The sequence below is a fragment of the Ilumatobacter sp. genome, assembly GCF_049588435.1.
Classification (GTDB): domain Bacteria; phylum Actinomycetota; class Acidimicrobiia; order Acidimicrobiales; family Ilumatobacteraceae; genus Ilumatobacter_A.
Map to the genome: position 1 here is coordinate 1 of NZ_JBAVYV010000522.1, position 19,431 is coordinate 19,431.

Genomic DNA, 19,431 nt, shown 5'->3' on the forward strand with positions numbered 1-19,431 from the left:
GTCGGCGCTCGAATCGCCGTCGCTGTCACTTCCGCACGCGGCGAGCGCGCCGAGTGCAACGGTGACGGCCGCGAGGCGAACCGGGAGGCGTCGGGAACGCAAGGGATGATTCGTCGTAGATATCAGCATCGAGCGGGCACGCTACGGACGCCAGATTTCCGCCGCGTTTCGCAGCCGTGAACGGGCGGGGAGATATCCAGGAGCGATCGCAACCACCTGATCTCAGGCCCCGTGACCGGCCGCATCGGTCGGCACGGGGCGGGCTTCGACGACCAGCAGATGTGCGACCTCGGTGCCCGAAGCGATCCATCGGTGCGCGAGCGTCGACTCGTGCCAGACGAGATCGCCGGCCGTCAGCTCGTAGCGCTGCCCGTCGACGAACTCGATCGCCACCTCTCCTGCGGTCACCGTGAACAGCTCCTCGCCCTCGTGTTCGAACCAGTCCCCCAGGTCGGCTCCCGGCTCCACGACATAGGTGTGGGCTTCGATCATCCGGCCCGGCGCGCCGATCGCCAGTCGGGCCGTCGCGGAGCCTTCCGTGTCGTCCACGGAGCCGAGTGCACCCTCGCCATTGCGCACGACGACCACCCGTTCGTGGTCGGGCGGCAGGAAGTCACGGGGGCTCACGTCGAGCGCACTCGCGATCTTGTAGAGCGTCGCGATCGACGGCATCGCCCGTGAGTTCTCGAGATTCGACAGGAACGGCTGTGACATCCCGGCACGGGTCGCGAGCTCACGCATCGTCAGACCGGCGGCGAGTCGCTGGGTCCGAACCGCGTGGGCGATGTTCCTGCCGATCGCGTCGCTCATCAATCGGTGGCCAGGTAGGCGGACGACTTCTCCGACGGCTGCAACAACCGCGGACCCATCAGCTTGGCCAACAGGTGATCACCGGAGGTCACCTTGCCGTACCGGGGTGGGTTCGACTCGTCACAGCACGTGGGCAGGCATGCGATCTCCGCGTCCCAGTTGGGTTGCTGGAACCAGGCGATCGAGCGACGCCGCACCGGATCCACCGATGTCCCCGCCGGCGGGACGACTCGATGCAGCGTCGACCGCCAGCGATCGTTGGTCCACTCGGCGAGGAGATCGCCGAGGTTGACGAGGAACCCGCCGTCGGGCGGAAGCACGTCCTGCCACGCTCCGTCGTCATCGCGGATCTGGAGTCCCGGAACGGAGTCGGCGAGCAGCACGGTGATGCTGCCGTAATCGGTATGTGCTCCCATCCGCATCTGTCCCGCCTCGGGCGCCGGGGCCGACGGGCGCCGCTGATAGTTGTTGGCGCGCATCACGCTGATCGACTTGTCCAACGACGGGACGAAATGATCCTCGTTGAGACCGAGCGCGATCGCGGCCACCGCCATGATGTCCGATGCGACCTGCTCCACGGCGGCCCAGTACTCGAGCCACGTCGACCGCATCTCCGGGGTCGGCCAGACGTTCGGTGCGAAGTACCGATCGCGGTACGTCGCGAAGTACGGATCGGCCAGCTGCGCCTCGTTCAGTTCTCGCCCCACGTTGAACGCCTCGAAGAGGTCGGGTGGCAGGTCCGCCTCGCCGAGCGAGTACGCCAACGCCTCGGTGCCCTCGGGCGCGTAGCCCCGGTTCGCGACGCGGTCCTCGACGTAGTACCGCATCTTCTCCTCGGGCGGTGCGTCGAAGAACGCGGTGGTCACCGACATCATCTCGTCGAGCAGTTCCGGATCGATGCCGTGCCCGGTGACCGCCACGAACCCGGACCCCCGACCGGCGGTGTCGAACAATGCGGCGACCGCCCGACGGTCGACGTCGTCACCTTCGCGGAACGGACGGAGATCGATCGGTGCGACATGCATTGCGGCGCAAGATACTTGCGGCGATATCGCGTGGGAAGGGGGAACACCCAGCGGAACGCAGAGTTCACACTGCTGATACACAGCAGATATCGCGGCGCCTCCACGGCGTCCTACGCTCGGGCCGTGGCCACTCGATTGAACGTGACGAGCGAACCGTGCAACCGCGTCGACAACGAGACTCCGGCGCTGGGCGCGTCGTGGCACGCGGTGCTCACGTCCGACGAGCTCGGCGATGAACCGGTCCGGGTCGAACTCCTCGGCGAGCCGTGGATGTTGGCGCGTCTCGACGGTGACGTCGTGGCCTTCCACGACCGTTGCCCCCACCGCAACGCACCGCTGAGCATCGGCACGATCTGCGGGACGCAGCTCCAATGCGCCTACCACGGCTGGATGTTCGATGCCGATGGCGCCTGCACCGAGATTCCGTCGCTCGGTCCCGACGCGACGATCCCATCGCGGGCGGCCGCTCGACGCGCCGGCGGGGTCGCCGAGGCGTACGGGCTCGTGTGGATCAGCCCCGAGACGCCGCTGTTCGACCTCCCCGCCTTCGACGAGTGGGACGACGACTCGTTCGACAACGCCCGCAACGAACCACGCGAGACACCGGCGAGCGTCGGACAACTGATCGACAACTTCCTCGACGCGACCCATCTGCGCACCGTCCACGCCGGGACGTTCGGCGTGGACGACGGCGGCTACCTCCCACCGAGCGAGATCGTCCGTGACGGCTGGTCGGCCCACACCACCTTCGAGGTGCAGTACAAGAACTTCGACGATCCACTCGTCGAGACCGGTGAACATCCGCTCGTCCAACCGCAGCGGCTGTACAAGGAGATCGCCGGTCCGACCACCGCGGTCGTGCGGCTCTACCACCCGATGACCGACAAGACGGTCAGCTTCCTCTTCGCCTGCTCGCCGACCAACAACGACTCGACCCGCGTGTTCAAACTGATGTCGCGCAACGATCTCACCGATCCCGCCGCTCAACTCCCCGCGCTGCTCGACTTCGAGGACCGGGTGCTCGACGAGGATCTGGTCGTGCTCGAGGCGTACGACGACATGGCGGTCAATACCGAACTGCGTGACGAGGTCAGCGTTCGCTCCGACCGCCTGAGTGTCGCCTACCGACGGATCCTCGCCGAGCTCGTCGCGCATCGATCGAGCCGGGAGACGGCCCTCGATTCCACGATGGCGCCGGCCTCATGACATCCGACGACTACATCCCGATCATCGATCTGACCGACGCTCGACGGGGCGATCCGATCGCGCGTCGGGACGTGGCCGACAGAATCGACGCGGTGTGCCGCGAGTCGGGCTTCCTCGTCGTCGCCGGTCACGGCATCGACCCGGATCTGATCGACCGGATGCACGCCGTGACCCTGGAACTGTTCGAGCAACCCGGCGAGTGGAAGGACTCCTTCGTCGGCGATCCACGCCTGCCGGGCCTGCGCGGCTTCGTCCGCACGCCGAGCTACGTGTCCGCCGGCGAGGAGGTCGCGACCGCGGCCGATCTGTGCGAACTGTTCACGATGAGCCGCCTCGGCGAACCGGGTGTGGCGGCGGGTGCCGGGCTCGGCGACGCGCTCGACGTGTGGGGCACTCGGAACGTGTGGCCCGATCGACCGCGCGGATTGCGCGACACGTGGTTGGAGTACTACTCCGCGATGGAGGCGATGGCCGCCGACCTGATGCGGCTGTTCGCGCTCGGGCTCGGTCTCGACGAGCACCACTTCGACGCGACCATCGACGAGCACATCACCAACCTGACCGCGAACTACTACTCGGCGATCGACAGGGAACCGCTGCCCGATCAGTACCGCAAGGGTCCCCACAGTGATTGGGGCAGCCTGACGATCCTGTTCCAGGACGGCGTCGGTGGCCTCGAGGTCGTGGACCGCCGCACCGGCGGCTGGATCGACGTGCCGGTGATCGCCGGCACGTACGTCGTCAACATCGGCGATCTGATGGCACGTTGGACCAACGACGAGTGGAACTCGACGAAGCATCGCGTGCGGGTACCGCCGGCCGAGATGCGCTCGATCGAGCGGGTCTCGATTCCGTTCTTCCACCACCCGAACTGGTCGGCGGTGATCGAGTGTCTCCCCAACTGCTCGTCGGAATCGAATCCTCCCCGCCACGATCCGGTCACGGCCGGCGAATACCTGCGGAACAAGGTCGAGGCGGTGTACGGATGACGATCAGCGTGCCCGTCATCGACATGTCGTTCGACGCCACCGAAGCCGGTCGGACGCGCCTGGCCCACGAGATCGACGAGGCGCTGCACACCGTCGGGTTCATGGCCGTGACCGGTCACGGGGTCGATGCCGACCTGACGGCGCGGATGTTCTCGACGATGGAGGAGTTCTTCGCGTTGCCGCTGGAGGAGAAGCGGCGCGTGGCTCCGACCGATCCGACCAGCCCGCGCGGGTTCTCACAGGTCGGCGACACCGCGCAGGCCAATGCGCACGACGTGACCACCGCACCGGATCTCGTCGAGACGTTCAACGCCGGACTCCACCCGATTCCCGACACGCCGTACCACCGTTCCGCGGCCGAGTTCTTCACACCGAGTCTCTGGCCGGTTGCGCCGGCCGGGCTCCCCGAACTGTGGTCGGCGTACATGACGACGATGCAGTCGCTCGCCGAGCGCATCCTCGCGTCGATGTCCGAGGCCCTCGGACTCGATCGTGCGTACTTCGCGCCGATGATCGATCGCCCGATGTCGTCGGTGACGGTCAACCGGTATCCGGCGCTCGATCGCGAGCCGTCGCCCGATCAGTTCCGTGGCGGTGCCCACACGGACTACGGCACGATCACGCTGCTCGCGACCGACGGTGTTCCCGGGCTGCAACTCCACGATGACGCCGGCGAATGGGTCCACGTCGACCCCGTTCCGGGAGCGTTCCACGTCAACACCGGCGACATGTTGGCGCACTGGAGCGGTGGCCACTGGCGCTCCACCTGGCATCGCGTCGTGCCGCCGCCCGGTCAGCCGCCCTACCCCGCACGAACCAGCATCGCCTACTTCCACAGCCCGAACGCCGATGCGCTGATCAGCCCGCTGCCCGGGCTCGACTCGGCGGCAGCGCAGGATTTCGAGCCGGTGTCGGCCGGCACATACCTGCGGGGGAAGCTCGACCGATACTACGCAGCGCGCTCGGCCACGCCCTGACCGCGGGGCCGGGTCAGCCGATCTGGGCTTGGGTGTACAGCTCGATGCCGATGTCGTCGATCATCGTCAGCTGCGTGTCGATCCAGTCGAGGTGTTCCTCTTCGCTCAACACCAGCCGTTCGAGCAGATCACGCGTGCCCGGGTCGCCTTCGTCCAACGCGAGCACGACCCCACGTCGGTAGCGGGCGATCGCGTCCACCTCGAGTTCGCGGTCGACCTCGAGCTGTTCGCGCACCGTCTCACCGATCCGGACGCCACCGATCCGCTGCATGTTCGGCATGCCGTCGAGCAGGATGATGCGATCGATGAGGTGCTCGGCGTCGCGCATTTCCTCGAAGGACTCTTCGCGATACTTCTCCGCGAGACGCTTCCAGCCCCAGTTCTCGCAGAGCTTCGAGTGGGCGAAATACTGATTGATGGCCGTGAGTTCGGCGGTCAATGCCTCGTTGAGGAACTCGATGATCGTCGCGGAGCCTTGCATCCTGCGAACCTATCGCGTCGTCAAACGGCGACGCGCACCCGTGTCTCGCTCGCAGCGAGAAGGCGCTCGATCGACTCGTGACACCCACCGCATCGACCACCGGCGCCGCAGCGCGCGGTGACTTCCTCCACGGTCGTCACCGCTCCGGACGCGATCTCGTTGATCGTCCGATCGTTGACGAGTTCACAATGGCAGACGACCATTGCCCACTTCTTCCGGGAGTGTCATAGTTGAAGTGTAGTGACGCGAAGTCGGATTGTAAACCCCGCCTAACGACTCAGCCGACCCGATCGCGAGCGGTCGAGCGGAGGGCGGCGATCGCTCCCGGAAGAGCCGTCGAGATGAATTCGTCCGTGATCGCCTCGTCCTGGACCATTCGGCGGTACGTCAGCGGCCCGAGCACCATCGCGAGCGCGATCTCGAGGTCGAGGTCGGGATCGATCTCACCGCGCAACTGCGCGAGCTTGAGCACGGTGCGGATCGGCCGCCGGCGTTCCTCGAGCAACCCCTGAGCGGCCGCCGCCATCGCACCATCGCGCCGGCGTTCGTCGAGGAGCAGCGGAAGCAGTTCGTTTCCCGCCCGGTTCTCTTCGTGATCGAAGCGACCGATCAGTTCGTGCAGATCGACGTCGAGCGACCCCGAGTCCGGGGTCGGATGCTCGACGAGGCACGAGCGAACCGCTTCGACGATCAGCTTCTCTCGGGCACCGAAGTGCCGGTAGATCGTCGATCGGGCGACGCCGGAGCGATCGGCGACCTCCTCGATCGTCGTCCCCTCCACCCCGACAGCCAGCAACGCCTCGACGGTTGCCTCGACGATTCGGCGGCGCGCCTCTTCGCTGCGGGGTCGAGCCATGGGACCAAACTGTAGCGATATCGGCACACGGATCGTCAGCACGAAGCACCTGCCTGTGCCTGATATCACCGGTGCGCCGCGATTCCGAGCGGATTCGTGCGCGGCGCGCAGCGTAGAGTTCCGAGACACAAATGGAGCGGAATTGAAACGGCTGGATCGCTCCCTGCAACACCACCGGAGGAATCGTGGACAACGTCGCGCCACACACGAGCGAAGCAGCCGAGCCGAAGATCGATCCCGCCGTGTTCGCGCGGCGCTGGATGATCCTCGCCGTGCTCTGCATGAGCCTGATGATCGTGATCATCGGCAACACCAGCCTCAACACGGCGCTCCCGACCCTGGCCCGCGAGCTCGATGCCTCGACCACGTCGCTGCAGTGGATGGTCGACTCGTATTCACTGATCTTCGCCGGGCTGCTGTTCACCGCGGGAACGATCGGTGACCGGTTCGGCCGGAAGGGCACGTTGCAGGCCGGGCTCGTCCTCTTCCTCGTCGGTGCCATGGTGGCGGCCTTCGCCGACACCGCATCGATGGTCATCATCGCTCGCGCCGTGATGGGGGTCGCTGCGGCGTTCATCATGCCGTCCACGCTGTCGATCCTCACGAACGTGTTCCCCGCCAACGAGCGCCCGAAGGCGATCGGGATCTGGGCCGGGATCTCGGGCGGTGGTGCCGCCATCGGACCAATCGCTTCGGGATGGCTGCTCGAGCACTTCTGGTGGGGTTCGGTGTTCCTCGTCAACGTGCCGTTCATCCTCGTCGCGCTCGTCGCCGGAGCGATCCTGGTGCCGAAGTCGAAGGACCCCGACGACCATCCGATCGACATCCCCGGCGCCGTTCTGTCGATCGTCGCCCTGACCAGCCTCGTCTACGGCATCATCGAGGCCCCGCACAACGGATGGACATCACCCGAGACGCTGACGACGTTCGCGGTCGCAGCGGTCGCGGTCGTCGCTTTCATCTGGCGAGAATCGACCACCGCATCGCCGATGCTCGATCTCCAGCTCTTCCGCGATCGACGGTTCAGCGTGGCGTCGGCCGGCATGACACTCACGTTCTTCGCGATGTTCGGCACCTTCTTCCTGCTCGCCCAGTACCTGCAACTCGTGCTCGACTACAGCCCGCTCGAATCGGGACTGCTGCAACTCCCGGTGGCGTTCATCATCATGATGATCGCGCCGCGGATCCCGAAGGTCGTCGACCGCTTCGGAGCCCGGTGGGTCGTGCCCGTGGGCCTCACGTTCGTCGCCTTCGGACTGTCGATGCTCTCGTTCCTCGGAGTCGACAGCCCGCTCGCCAACGTGTACTACGCGATGGTGCCGCTGGCGACCGGCATGGCGATCACGATGACGCCACTCACCACCCTCATCATGACGTCGGTTCCTCTCGGGCGAGCCGGGGTCGGGTCGGCGATGAACGACACCACCCGCGAACTCGGCGGCGCACTCGGCGTGGCCGTTCTCGGGTCGATCGTCACCTCCCAGTACGGATCGGGCGTCGCCGACGCGGTCGGTGGACTCCCCGATCAGCTGCGCGGGCTCGCCGACAGCGGACTCTCGGGCGCGCTCGCGGCCGGTGCCCAGATCGGTGGATCCGACGGCGAAGCCCTCGCCGCGTCGGCGCGCCAGGCATTCGTCGACGGGCTCGGCATCGCCGCACTGGTCGGTGCGGCGGTGGTCTTCACGGCAGCGATCGTCACCCGTTCGCTTCTCCCGCGGCCGACCACACCGCCTCGCGCCGGCACCATGGCCCACATTCCGGTCGAAGGCGAACTCGAGCCGACCGAGCATCCCGAATCTCACCCCGAGCCTCCGCACCCCACATCCGTCGCAGGCGACTGACCCGCGATCGGATCAGGGATTCTGCAGGTCGAGCAGCGCGGGACCGAGCCACGATTCGGCGAGGTCGGCCGAACCGTCGGCTGAGAGGTGGATGCCGTCGGGACGCTCCGTGTGGTCGGCGTCGAATCCCGACTCCTCGAAGTACTCGCGCATGTCGAGCACCACCACCTCGTCGTGCTCGGCCACGATCGCGGCGACGGTGTCCTCGACGATCTGCTGCGATCCGCTCGTCCACTCCGACCGCGGTTCATCCAGTTCCTCGGTCACATAGGCCACGGGTGGACGCACGAACACGACCTGGCGCGCTCCCCGTGCGGTCACCTCGTCGACGAATGCTTCGTAGTCGTCCCGAAGTCGAGCGGCATGGCCCGGATCGGTCGGCGTCGTCCAGGTCGCACCCTCGTCCCACGAGCGTTCCCACGTGTCGGCGAGCGAGACCATCACGACGACGAGATCGATCGGCGCCGTCTCGAGGATGTCGGGGAGTTCGCGATCCAGCGCCGCCGGGCACAGCATCGAGAGCGCCGCATTGAATGTCGGATCGGTGTATTCGCCACCGCGGACGAGACCGCAGGCGCCATACGCGGCGATCCCGACTTGCACCTCGCCATCCGTCGACTCGGCCCAGTCGACGAGGCCTGCGCTCATCGCCACGGCCGTGGAATCGCCGACCACGACGATCCGGAACGGGTCGGCTGCAACAGGCTGCAGCTCGGTCGTAACCGACGGCTCTGTTCCGGTCAACTGCTCAGCTCCCACGGCGGCAGCCGTGTCCACCGGCGCCGTGTCCACGGGCGCGGGATCGACATCGCCGCTGATCTCGACGGCGGAGCGGACGTCGGCGTCGATCTCATCTCGAGTCGTGATCGACGCGTCCCCGCCGTCGATGAGGAATGTGGCCCCGATCACCACCACGGCGCCGCCGACGGCGAGGGCGACGGTCTGTGCCGTGCCGGTCGCGCGCGTCCGAATCGGTTGCTCGATCCAGCGATACGAGACGGCCGCCACCGCGACCACCGCGACGAGACGGAGCGCGTGCGCGGCAATGCCTGCGCCGACCAGCGGTACGAGGACGAAGATCGGCCAGTGGTACAGGTAGATGCCGTAACTGCGCCGACCGATCCAGACCAGCGGACCGCTGCCCACCACACCCGAGAAGCGCGAGGGGCGACCGAGGCCGACGATCAGCCCGGCACTCAGCAGGGCGAAGATCGGAAGACCACCCCGATACGGCCAGGCACTGCTCGACGAACCCGTCAACACGATCGCCGCGACGATCGCCAGCCCACAGACAGGGGCGAGCGGGAAACGGTTCGGGGTGATCGATGGACGGTGGCGCAGGACCACTGCCAACAGGCATCCGGTCAGGACCTCCGCTGCCCGCGATCCGCTGTGCAGGTAGATTCGCTCGGCTTCGCCACCGTTCGCGAGGAACGCCACGAACACCCAGGATGCGATGAGCGCGACCGCCGGAACGACGACGAAATGTCCGCGATCGAATCGACGCAGGAGCGCGAGACCGACGATCATCACGATCGGCCAGACGAGGTAGAACTGCTCCTCGATCGCGAGCGACCAGAAGTGCAACACCGGGGAGCGCTCGGCCGCACCACTGACCGCATCGGCATACGTCGAGCCCGCGGTGAGCTGATCCCAGTTGGCCAGATGCGCTGCCGCCCACCGCAGGTGTCGCGCACTGTCGGCAGCCGCCGTTCCGATCCCCGCGATCGCCAGAACCGTCAATGCACCAAGGGTCAGCAGGCTCGCCGGAGCGAGACGTCGCAGGCGACGGCCGACGAAGGTCCCGAGCGCGATCCGTCCGGTCGAGGCATGCTCCGCGAGGAGAACCGTGGTGATGAGGTAGCCGGACAACGTGAAGAAGACCGAGACGCCGAGATAGCCACCCGACGCCCATCGCGCCCCCGAGTGGAACGCGACCACGGCGATCACTGCGATCGCGCGCACGCCGTCGAGTGCGGGCTGATACGGAATCCGCTCGACGGTTCCGGCGCTGCTCGAGGCGACGGTGGAGGCGAGTCGGGTGTCGGTCATCAGGCGGTCGCAGTCGTGCGGTCACGGGGGCACGCGGCACGTGGCCCGACGTCCTCCCGAACCGACCCGATCGTACTCGTCCGGGTCGCCACCCCGATCGGCAGTCGGTGCGGTCTGATCTCGTACGAATCCGACCGCATGGACCCGATTGCGTAGCGTCGGATCAGATGACCGTCCCGACGACGAACGCGATCGACGGTGACGTCGAGGGCCTGGACGGCGGCTACGCGCGCCGACTCCTGATCACGGTCATCGCCGGGCTGATCGTGTTCTCCTCGTCGATGACGATCGTTTCGGCGTCGCTTCCCACGATGGCCGACGATCTCGACTCGACCGAGTCGTTCCTGAGCTGGGCCGTCACCGGGTTGTTCCTGATGATGGCGGTCGGGACCCCGATCCTCGGCCGCCTCGGTGACATCCACGGCCATCGCCGGGTCTTCCTCTCCGGATCTGCCGTGCTCAGTCTCGGCACGATCCTGTGCGGGATCGCTCCGACAGCCGAAACGTTCGTCGGCGCCCGGATGATCGTCGGACTCGGGATCGCGGCCACGATGCCGAACGCGATGGCGCTGATCATGGCGGCCTACCCGCCCGAGCGACGGTCCGAGGCGATGGGCTGGTTCCAGATGGCGATGACCGGTGCTCCGGTACTCGGCCTGATCGTCGGCGGTCCGCTGATCGAGGCGTTCGGTTGGCGGGTGGTGTTCGCGGTCCTGGCGCCGATCTCGTTCGGAGGGTTCATCGCCGCCTGGAAGGTGATCCGACCGTCGGTACCCGGCGAACGCGTGCCGATCGACTGGTGGGGTGCGGCGTTCCTCGGTCTGGCGACGTTGGGGTTCCTGCTCTTCCTCGAGCGCGGCTCGGCGGCGGGATTCGACGATCCGCTCGCCCTGGGTCTGATTGCCCTCACGGTCCTCGGTCTCGCCACGTTCATCACGATCGAACGGCGAACTCCGGTCCCGATGCTGCGACTCGACTACTTCCGCCGCCCGAACTTCACCGGTCCGCTGATCGCTCAACCGCTGAGCCAATTCGCCTACATGGGTGCGTTCCTCATCGCTCCCCTGCTCCTCGACGACCTCTTCGGCTACGGGGTCGGTGCGATCGCGCTGGTCCTGCTCGCCCGACCGCTGGTCTACAGCGTGTCGTCACCGATCGGAGGACACCTCGCCACGACCCTGGGTGAGCGATCGATGATCATCAGCGGCTCGGTCCTCATGATCCTGTCGATGGCCGCGTGGGTGCTCGCCGCCCACTGGATCAGCCTGCCGATGATCCTGATCGGGCTCGTGCTGTCGGGTCTGGCGATGGGCCTCGCGTCACCCTCGTACGCGACCGTGATCGCGAACGCGGTCGACGACGGCGACTTGGGAATCGCGAACGCGATGGGTACGACGATGATGAACATCGGGATGTTGACGGGGATCCAGACGATGTTCGTCGTGCTCGGCGACGGCCGTCAGCCCGACGACTTCGCGCTCGTCTTCGCATTCGGAGGCGTCGTCACCGCGTTCGGGCTGATCGGCGGCCTCATGGTCACCTCCTCCCGAACACCCTGACCCAGGAGAATGCGCGTGGTGCCTGGCACCGACGCGCATCAGGGCCAGGGGGTGTCGAAGTGGTCGCGGAAGGCGAGTGCCGACGGCGGCTGACGGGTGATCGGCCCGTGTCCCTTGCCGACCGGATAGCCGATCGGCACCATTCCGACCGTCGCCCACCCGTCGGGCACGCCGAGCACGTCGCGCACTCGGTCCTCCTGCAGGCAGTGCAGCGTCGTGAGCGTGCACCCGAGGCCCTCCTGGACACAGGCGAGCATCGCGTTCTGGACCGCCGGGTAGACCGACCCGCCGCCGACCATGCTCACCCGATCGAGCTTGGCGTCGGTGATCGCCATCATCGCCGGGTTGGCACAGAACATCAGGATCGCCGGCGCATGCCGGAGGTTCTGCGCCAGGTGATCACCCGCAGCGACGATGCGCTCCCACTTGGCGAGTTCGTCCGCGGGAAGGCCGGACATCATCTTCATGAAGCCGCTGGAATAGCGCTCCCACTCCGGTTCGTAGATCTCCTGGAGCGCCTGCTTGGTCTCGGTCCCGGTGACCACGACCACGCGCCACGGCTGCGTGTTGCCGCCGGTCGGTGCCCAGCATGCGGCCTGCAGCACACGCTCGAGGACCTCCGCCGGGATCGGATCGGGGCGCAGCTTGCGCACCGCTCGCAGGGTGCTCATCACGTCGTACAGCTCAGCCATCGGGCGAGTCTCGCGCCTTTCAGCGTTGGCGACGGAGTTGCTCGCGCATCTTCGTGTCACGCCAGAACGACGCCGTCTTCGAACCGTACGGCTCCCACGGTGATTCCTGGGCGGATTCGGGGTCGTCGCCCATCACGGTGACCCGCTGGATCACCCGCTCACCCTCGAAATCGTTCAGGACGTGATGCTGCGTGCACCGGTTGTCCCACATCGCGACCGTCCCCGCGGTCCACCGGTAGCGGACGGTGAAGCGCGGCTGATGCACCCACTGGCTCAGATACGTCAGCAACATGTTCGACTCGGCATCGCTGAGTTCGACGATGCGACGGGTGAAGTGCTCGTTGACGAACAGCGACCGCTTGCCGGTGTCCGGGTGCACGCGCACGACCGGGTGGATGTGCATCTTGTCGGGCACGAGGTGTGGACTCGCGTCGTGCAGCGCGGAGAGTCCGTCGCACATCGCCCGCATCGGCGCCGACAGTTCGTCGTACGCCTTGTACGCATTCGACCAGAGGGTGTCTCCACCCACATCGGGGCACGTCTTCATGTGCAGGATCGCGAACTTCGACGGGTGCGCTTCGAAGGTGATGTCGCTGTGCCATTCGTCCGCAACTCCGCCCGCGCCGTCCGTCGCTCGCAACTCGAAGAATTCCGGGCGCTCACGCTCGAGGTCGAGGTTCGGGTGGGACTCCAGATCACCGAACAGCCGACCGAACGCGAGATGCTCATCCGGTGTCGGAGCCTGGCCGGGGAAGAACAGGACCTGATGCTCCAGCAGGAGGCCGAGGATCGTGTCGGCATCGGCGGGCGATGCCTCGGCGACCGACAGGCCCCGGATCTCCGCGCCGAGCGAACCGGACAGTCGGCGGACATCGAGCTGGTCGAATTCGGTCGTCATGAGTGCTCCTCGGATCGGTGGCGAGCACTGCAAGGTCTATCGCACTGGCTACGTTCGAAGGATGAGCGGCGGCGACAACGAACCATCCTTCGGCGGAACGATCGGCACGACGGTCGCCGACTCGACGCCGTGGTGGCCGACCGAATCGGTCGGTGCCACCGATCGTCGACGCAATGTGTTGCTCGTGCTGCTCGACGACGTCGGGTACGCGGACTTCGGTTGCTACGGGTCGTCGATCGCGACGCCGACGATCGATCGCATCGCCGCCGAGGGCATCCGGGCAACCGGTTTCCACACCACCGCGATGTGCTCGACGACGCGGGCATCGCTGCTCACCGGGCGCAACCACCACGCGGTCGGGATGGGGTGCCTCGCGAACTTCGACAGCGGCTTCCCCGGCTACCGCGGCAAGATCAGCGACGAGACGCCCACGCTGCCCGAGATGCTGGCACCGCACGGATACCGCAACTACATGATCGGCAAGTGGCACGCCACGCGCACGACCGAGACCGGACCGACCGGGCCATTCGACGGGTGGCCGCTCGGACGTGGCTTCGATCGCTTCTACGGGTTCCTCGATGCCGAGACCGACCAGTACTCCCCCGAACTCGTGCGCGACAACACCCACATCACGGCGCCGGGTGACCATTCGACGGGGTATCACCTCACGGCCGATCTCGCCGACGAAGCGATCCGCAACATCACCGACCACCACGCCACGACGCCTGGAGCGCCGTGGTATCTGCACCTCGCGCCGGGAGCATGCCACGCCCCGCACCAAGCGCCGCGTGAGCTGATCGATCACTACACCACCACGTTCGAGCATGGCTGGGACGTGGAGCGCGAGCGCCGGCTGGCTCGCCAGATCGAACTCGGGATCGTCCCGGCGGGCACCGAGCTGCCGCCACGCAACATCGGGGTGAAGGCATGGGACGATCACTCCTCCGACGAACACCGCCTCTTCAGTCGTCTCGCCGGGGCGTACGCCGCGATGCTCCACCACTTCGATCAACATCTGGGGCGGGTCATCGGCGCGCTCGAACGCACCGGTCAGCTCGACGACACGATCGTGATGGTGCTCTCGGACAACGGGGCCAGCCAGGAGGGCGGCCCGCTCGGTTTCGTCAACGCGATGGCACCGTTCAACATGGTTCCCGAACCGGTCGATGAGAAGCTCGCCCGGCTCGACGACATCGGCGGACCGGACACCCATTCCAACTTCCCCCACGGCTGGGCGATGGCAGCCAACACCCCGCTGCGGATGTACAAGCAGAACACGCACGGAGGCGGCATCCGTGATCCGTTGATCATCCGCACCCCGGACACCGTCGCGACGGCGGCCGGCGAGCTCCGTCACCAGTTCTGTCATGCGTCCGACCTCGCTCCGACGATCCTCGAGCTCGTCGGAATCGACCCTCCGCCCCTCGCGACCGAGATGACCGGCGTCAGTTTCGCCGGTGCGCTCGCAGACCCCGGCGCTGCGACCGGCAAATCGACCCAATACTTCGAGATGTTCGGCCATCGCGGAATCTGGCACGACGGCTGGAAGGCCGTCGCCTGGCATCCCACCGGTCAGCCGTTCGACGACGACCGCTGGGAACTCTTCGACCTCACGACGGACTTCAACGAGTGCAACGACCTCGCCACGTCCGACCCCGACCGACTCGCCGAACTGGTCGAACTGTGGTGGAGCGAGGCCCGCGCCAACCTGGTCCTCCCACTCGACGACCGATTCGGTGAGCGCTTCGCCGAGAACGCCGAGCGGTTCCACGGGGCCCGACGGCGGTATGTCTTCGGAGCCGGGATGGGACACCTCCCCTCCGACGTCGCCCCGGACCTGCGCAGCCGGAGCTACACGATCACCGCCCGGATCGACCCGTACGAGTCGGGTGTCGAGGGTGTGCTGCTCAGTCACGGCGACGCGACGTGCGGCTATTCGCTGTTCATCCGCGACGGACACCTCGTCCACGACCTCAACATCGGTGGATCCCACCAGGTCGTCTCGTCGACCGCGCCGATCGCCGATGGTGCGACCGAGTTGGTGTTCAGGATGCAACGCAGCCCGGGCGACGGACCATTTCCGCACGGCGTCGGGACGCTGCTCGTCGATGGTGCCGAGGTCGGACGGATGGAGACCGATCAGATCTTCTGGCTGATGATCTCGTGGTCGGGGCTCGACATCGGCCTCGACCGGGGCACCACGGTTGGGGACTACGACGGTTCGGGTCGCCACGTCGGCCCGTTCGCGTTCACCGGTTCACTGGTCGACGTGACCGTCGAACTCGAGGACGATCAGGATGTCGACCACGATGCAGCCGGTTCGGCCGAGCTCGGGCGGGAGTAGCGCGTCCGACGTTTCGGAGAGGTCCCGACGCGGTACGGCTCCGCACATGACCGATTCACATGCCGAATCCCTCGACCCCAGTGTCCTCGGAGAACAGGTGGGGGACGATCGACGACCGGCCGACGACTATCCGGCGGACGAGCCGCTGGGAGTCGAGGATCCCTCGATCATCGGCGACGGACGGATCGCCCGGGACGACGTCGCGTCACGCGACGAACGCGAGCAACCCGAGGTCGAACAGGACTGACGGACAACCGGTGCCTGGCACCGGTTGTCCGACCCCGATCAGCGGGGACGGTCGAGGAGACCCTCGAAACCCCGACTGTCGAGCAGGTGCTTGACGTCGATCCCCCAGTGCAACAGGGGTGGCACCACGTCGAGGAACGGTGCGCTGAACGTCAGCGGTCCGACCTCCGCCAGACCACGGCAGCCGCCGAGGTCCAACACCCAGCCGCGATGGTCCAGCGTGACCGGGTCGGGAGTTTCACCGTTCGCGACCCGCACGGCATTGTCGCCCGCGGCCGCTCCGGCCTGGACCGCCACCTGGGCGGACATCGCGAACTCGGATCCGTCGGCGTCGACGTGCCCTGCGATGTCGCCGGCGGCGAACGTCCGCTCGGTTCCACGGACCAGCAATGTCTCGTCGACATCGATTCGACCGGTTGCCGTGGTCGGACAGCCGAGCTTCGCTGCTCGCGGTGAGAACCCGGCCGCCCACACCACCAGTCCGTCGATCGACTCACCGTCGACGACGACGGCGCCGTCCTCGATCCGCTCGACACCCGAACCGAGGCGTACATCGACGCCCCGACCGAGCAGGATGCGCGCCGCGTCCCGTCCGGTCTCGGGACGCATCGCAGCCAGCAGCGAGGTGTCGGCTTCGATCAACGAGACCCGCGTGTGACGGTGCCGAGAAGCGATTGCTCCCGCCAACTGGACGCCGGTTGCTCCGCCCCCGATGATCACGACCGAGGTGGCGATATCGACGCGTTCGCGGAGCGCCAAGGCATCGTCGGCAGTTCGCAACGGCGCCGCGAGTTCGATCCCGGGGATCGGTGGCGTCGACGGAACCGCTCCGGCAGTGACGACGACCGCGTCGGCGGTCAGTTCTCGTCCGTCGTCGAGGGTGACGACACCATCGTCGACGGCGACCATCGACGCGACGATCACGTCGTCGCTGAAGTCGGTGAGCGGTGACGACGCGTCCACGGTCGGCGCGGTCCCGCCTGCGACCGCCGCGAGTCGAGTCACGTAGTCGTGTTGCCCCGTGGGGTCGACGATGAACGCGCGCCGACCCGCTCGGATGATCGAACGGGCGGCGTGGACTCCTGCGTACCCGCCGCCGACGACCACGATGCCGTCAGCGGCGGTGCGGCTCATGACTTCTGGAGCGCTCCGATGAGCTCAGCCTTGGTCATCCCACTGCGTCCATCGATGTCGCGATCCTGGGCGAGCTCGTAGAGGTCGGCCTTGCTCATCTTCGCGAGGTCATCCGGCTCGGTGGCGACCTTCGCGTCGTCGAGGGCACCCTCGACCTCGTGCGCTGCGGAGTCGGCGACGCGCTCGGCCTGGGCCTCGATCTGGCCGGTCGTCTCCGCGACGCCCTTCTTGACGGAGCCGACGACACGCTCGGCGTTCGTCCGGGCCTGACCGGTGGTCTCGGCCACACCCTGCTTCACCGCAGCGGTGGTCTTCTCGGCAGCAGCGCGAGCCTGACCCGTCGTCTGGGCCACGCCCTGCTTGACGGTGGAGGTGGTCTTCTCGGCGGCGGCGCGAGCCTGGCCGGTGGTCTGCTTGACACCACCCGAGATCGTCGCAGAGGTCTTCTCGGCGGCCGCACGGGCCTGACCCGTCGAGGTCGCGACGGCGGCCGACGCGTCGTCGCCGACCGTGGTCACGCGGGAGCGGATCGAGCACGCCGTGTTCTCGACGACGCTGTTGACGGCTCGCGCCGACGAACGTGCGGCTGCGAGTGCCTTGGACGGGATCGCGGGGAGCTGCTCCTCCAACGAGTCGAGCCGGTCGGTGACGGCGTCGTTCACGGTCGTGATGGTGCGTTCGAGTGTGTTGGTCATACCGTTGGTCTACCCGCCTACAGCAACCAGAAAACCCGATCCGGGTGCGACCTTCGGCACCCTTCGATGGCCGTGCCGAGCGGTCGCCGCTGGATTTCAGAGCCATTTCTCGACGACGTTGGTGACCCGTTCGGCCACCTTCTGCGGGAGACCACGATCGGCCCAACGCGATGGGTCGAGCTCGATCGACTTGGTCAGATCGTCGTCGAGGTGCCGATCGAGGACCGCGACGATGTCCTCGTCGACGAGCACGACATTCGCCTCCTCGTCGTGCTGCATCGACCGCTGATTGAAGTTCGTCGACCCGACGGTGGCGATGCGGCCGTCGACCGTCATCACCTTGGCGTGCATCATCGACACCTCGTAGGTCCGGATGTCGACGCCGGCATCGAGCAGCTCCTGGTAGGCCTCTTCGCCGGTGATCTGGATGAACCGCTTGTCATGGTGTTCACCCGGGACGAGCAGCGTCACGTGGACACCTCGTTCGACCGCCGCGATCAACTCGTCGATGACGAACCGATCGGGATTGAAGTAGGCGGTCGCGATGCGCAGCCGCCTCTCGGCCATCGAGACGAGCGACATGATCATCCGCCAGACGTCGCTCGCCCCCGTCTCTGCCGATCCGCGGACCACGAACATCGCGGTCGATCCATGCTCGGTGAAGTCGACATCGCGTTCTCCGCCCGGGCTGTATCCGTCCTCGTGCTGGTCGGCCCAGTTGTCGACGAATGCTGCGAGCAGTCCGGCGACGGCCGGCCCGCGCACCGCGAGGTGGGTGTCACGCCATTCGTGCTCGTTGCGCGCATCACCGCACCACTCCTGCGCGATTCCGACACCACCACAGAACCCGATGGAGTTGTCGCAGACCATGATCTTGCGGTGTGTGCGGCGGTTCGCCTCGTTGATCTTGGGGACCTTCTTCTTGTCGAAGAACGGTCGGAACCAACGCACGTTGCACCCGGCCTCGGTCATCTCAGTGATCAGCGAGGACGAGATCTTGCGGGCACCGACCGCATCGAGGAGAACGCGCACCCGACACCCTCGTTGGGCGGCGGCACGCAGTTCGGATGCGAACTCGATCGCGATGTCCCCCGACCAGTACACGAAGGTGACCAGGTCGACCGTCTCGGTGGCATTGCGGATCGCGTCGAGCATCGCCGGGAAGATCTCGTCGCCGTTGCGCAGGACCCGGACCTCGTTGCCGAGCGTCGGTGGCATTCCGAGCAGTCCGTGCAGGCGATCGACGTCCTGGAATTCCCGTTCGCTGCTGGTCATCGGCTCCCAGTCAACCACGCAGCGACTCGGCTGGGTCACCGTTGCTCCGGTGGGCGCCCGACGATCGGCCGGGGGTAGCTTCGTTGGCCCATGGTCCACGAGCACCAACCGGTCGACTTCAGCGACCCGGTCGACGAAGATCACGCCGTCCGGATCGGCCGCGCGTGGATCGAGCTCCGGCGCGGGGCCTGGACCCAACAGCTGCGCTGCTACCTCTTCGGCAACGACGGCCCCCTCGAACCCGGTCAGATGGACGCGCTCGATCTGTTGGCTCGGGAGGACCGCACGATGAAGCAGCTTGCCGAGCGGCTCCGCATCGACCCGTCCAGCGCGACTCGAGCGGTCCAGCGG

Annotated in this window: 19 protein-coding genes; 8 read left to right on the forward strand and 11 right to left on the reverse strand. The window is 67.0% G+C overall.

The window, feature by feature from the left end:
* Positions 1 to 222 precede the first annotated feature (222 nt).
* A complete protein-coding gene (locus WBV89_RS19540; RefSeq protein WP_423982997.1) occupies positions 223 to 810 on the reverse strand; it encodes a helix-turn-helix domain-containing protein in 588 nt (195 codons plus the stop codon).
* Positions 810 to 1,835 carry an isopenicillin N synthase family dioxygenase gene (locus WBV89_RS19545; protein WP_423982998.1) on the reverse strand — a complete coding sequence of 342 codons (1,026 nt, stop codon included), beginning with the start codon at positions 1,833 to 1,835 and terminating at the stop codon, positions 810 to 812. The genes WBV89_RS19540 and WBV89_RS19545 overlap by 1 nt, the downstream gene beginning before the upstream one ends.
* 123 nt (positions 1,836 to 1,958) lie before the next feature.
* On the opposite strand from WBV89_RS19545, the gene WBV89_RS19550 reads away from it, so the two are divergent.
* Genes WBV89_RS19550 through WBV89_RS19560 form a run of 3 tightly spaced genes read left to right on the forward strand, consistent with a single transcriptional unit; the run spans position 1,959 to position 5,007 of the window.
* Positions 1,959 to 3,041, forward strand: coding sequence for a Rieske 2Fe-2S domain-containing protein (locus WBV89_RS19550; RefSeq protein ID WP_423982999.1), 1,083 nt, complete (start codon positions 1,959 to 1,961; stop codon positions 3,039 to 3,041).
* Positions 3,038 to 4,030: an isopenicillin N synthase family dioxygenase gene (locus WBV89_RS19555; protein ID WP_423983000.1), complete on the forward strand. Its 993-nt coding sequence runs from the start codon at positions 3,038 to 3,040 to the stop codon at positions 4,028 to 4,030. The genes WBV89_RS19550 and WBV89_RS19555 overlap by 4 nt, the downstream gene beginning before the upstream one ends.
* Positions 4,027 to 5,007, forward strand: a complete 981-nt coding sequence (locus tag WBV89_RS19560; protein WP_423983001.1) for an isopenicillin N synthase family dioxygenase — start codon at positions 4,027 to 4,029, stop codon at positions 5,005 to 5,007. The genes WBV89_RS19555 and WBV89_RS19560 overlap by 4 nt, the downstream gene beginning before the upstream one ends.
* Before the next feature lie 13 nt (positions 5,008 to 5,020).
* Here the strand turns inward: WBV89_RS19560 and bfr are convergent, their stop codons facing one another.
* From bfr to WBV89_RS19575, 3 genes are all read right to left on the reverse strand, one after another.
* The gene (bfr, locus tag WBV89_RS19565) at positions 5,021 to 5,488 is read right to left on the reverse strand and encodes a bacterioferritin (protein WP_423983002.1); all 468 of its coding nucleotides are present in this window, start codon (positions 5,486 to 5,488) and stop codon (positions 5,021 to 5,023) included.
* 20 nt (positions 5,489 to 5,508) lie between these two features.
* The gene (locus WBV89_RS19570; protein WP_423983003.1) at positions 5,509 to 5,691 is read right to left on the reverse strand and encodes a (2Fe-2S)-binding protein; all 183 of its coding nucleotides are present in this window, start codon (positions 5,689 to 5,691) and stop codon (positions 5,509 to 5,511) included.
* A gap of 74 nt (positions 5,692 to 5,765) precedes the next feature.
* A complete protein-coding gene (locus tag WBV89_RS19575) occupies positions 5,766 to 6,344 on the reverse strand; it encodes a TetR/AcrR family transcriptional regulator (protein ID WP_423983004.1) in 579 nt (192 codons plus the stop codon).
* A 185-nt stretch (positions 6,345 to 6,529) separates the two neighbouring features.
* On the opposite strand from WBV89_RS19575, the gene WBV89_RS19580 reads away from it, so the two are divergent.
* A complete protein-coding gene (locus WBV89_RS19580; RefSeq protein ID WP_423983005.1) occupies positions 6,530 to 8,185 on the forward strand; it encodes an MFS transporter in 1,656 nt (551 codons plus the stop codon).
* A gap of 12 nt (positions 8,186 to 8,197) precedes the next feature.
* Here WBV89_RS19580 and WBV89_RS19585 read toward each other — a convergent pair whose 3' ends face one another.
* On the reverse strand, positions 8,198 to 10,237 hold the full coding sequence (locus WBV89_RS19585) for an acyltransferase family protein (RefSeq protein WP_423983006.1): 2,040 nt from the start codon (positions 10,235 to 10,237) through the stop codon (positions 8,198 to 8,200).
* A gap of 167 nt (positions 10,238 to 10,404) precedes the next feature.
* On the opposite strand from WBV89_RS19585, the gene WBV89_RS19590 reads away from it, so the two are divergent.
* Positions 10,405 to 11,796: an MFS transporter gene (locus WBV89_RS19590; protein ID WP_423983007.1), complete on the forward strand. Its 1,392-nt coding sequence runs from the start codon at positions 10,405 to 10,407 to the stop codon at positions 11,794 to 11,796.
* Between the two features lie 38 nt (positions 11,797 to 11,834).
* Here WBV89_RS19590 and WBV89_RS19595 read toward each other — a convergent pair whose 3' ends face one another.
* Positions 11,835 to 12,488 carry a nitroreductase family protein gene (locus WBV89_RS19595; RefSeq protein ID WP_423983008.1) on the reverse strand — a complete coding sequence of 218 codons (654 nt, stop codon included), beginning with the start codon at positions 12,486 to 12,488 and terminating at the stop codon, positions 11,835 to 11,837.
* 19 nt (positions 12,489 to 12,507) lie between these two features.
* Positions 12,508 to 13,386, reverse strand: coding sequence for a TauD/TfdA dioxygenase family protein (locus WBV89_RS19600; protein WP_423983009.1), 879 nt, complete (start codon positions 13,384 to 13,386; stop codon positions 12,508 to 12,510).
* 61 nt (positions 13,387 to 13,447) lie between these two features.
* Here WBV89_RS19600 and WBV89_RS19605 point away from each other — a divergent pair, with 61 nt between their 5' ends.
* Complete coding sequence (locus WBV89_RS19605) at positions 13,448 to 15,730, forward strand: arylsulfatase (protein ID WP_423983010.1); 2,283 nt, start codon at positions 13,448 to 13,450, stop codon at positions 15,728 to 15,730.
* Between the two features lie 46 nt (positions 15,731 to 15,776).
* On the forward strand, positions 15,777 to 15,977 hold the full coding sequence (locus tag WBV89_RS19610; RefSeq protein WP_423983011.1) for a hypothetical protein: 201 nt from the start codon (positions 15,777 to 15,779) through the stop codon (positions 15,975 to 15,977).
* Between the two features lie 38 nt (positions 15,978 to 16,015).
* Here the strand turns inward: WBV89_RS19610 and WBV89_RS19615 are convergent, their stop codons facing one another.
* The 3 genes from WBV89_RS19615 to WBV89_RS19625 form a co-directional block, all read right to left on the reverse strand.
* Positions 16,016 to 17,110 carry an NAD(P)/FAD-dependent oxidoreductase gene (locus WBV89_RS19615; RefSeq protein ID WP_423983012.1) on the reverse strand — a complete coding sequence of 365 codons (1,095 nt, stop codon included), beginning with the start codon at positions 17,108 to 17,110 and terminating at the stop codon, positions 16,016 to 16,018.
* Positions 17,107 to 17,805, reverse strand: a complete 699-nt coding sequence (locus WBV89_RS19620; protein WP_423983013.1) for a Rho termination factor N-terminal domain-containing protein — start codon at positions 17,803 to 17,805, stop codon at positions 17,107 to 17,109. The genes WBV89_RS19615 and WBV89_RS19620 overlap by 4 nt, the downstream gene beginning before the upstream one ends.
* Positions 17,806 to 17,901: 96 nt before the next feature.
* Positions 17,902 to 19,080, reverse strand: a complete 1,179-nt coding sequence (locus WBV89_RS19625) for a phospholipase D-like domain-containing protein (protein WP_423983014.1) — start codon at positions 19,078 to 19,080, stop codon at positions 17,902 to 17,904.
* 90 nt (positions 19,081 to 19,170) lie between these two features.
* Here WBV89_RS19625 and WBV89_RS19630 point away from each other — a divergent pair.
* The coding region (locus tag WBV89_RS19630; protein ID WP_423983015.1) for a MarR family transcriptional regulator at positions 19,171 to 19,431 on the forward strand (261 nt) is incomplete at its 3' end.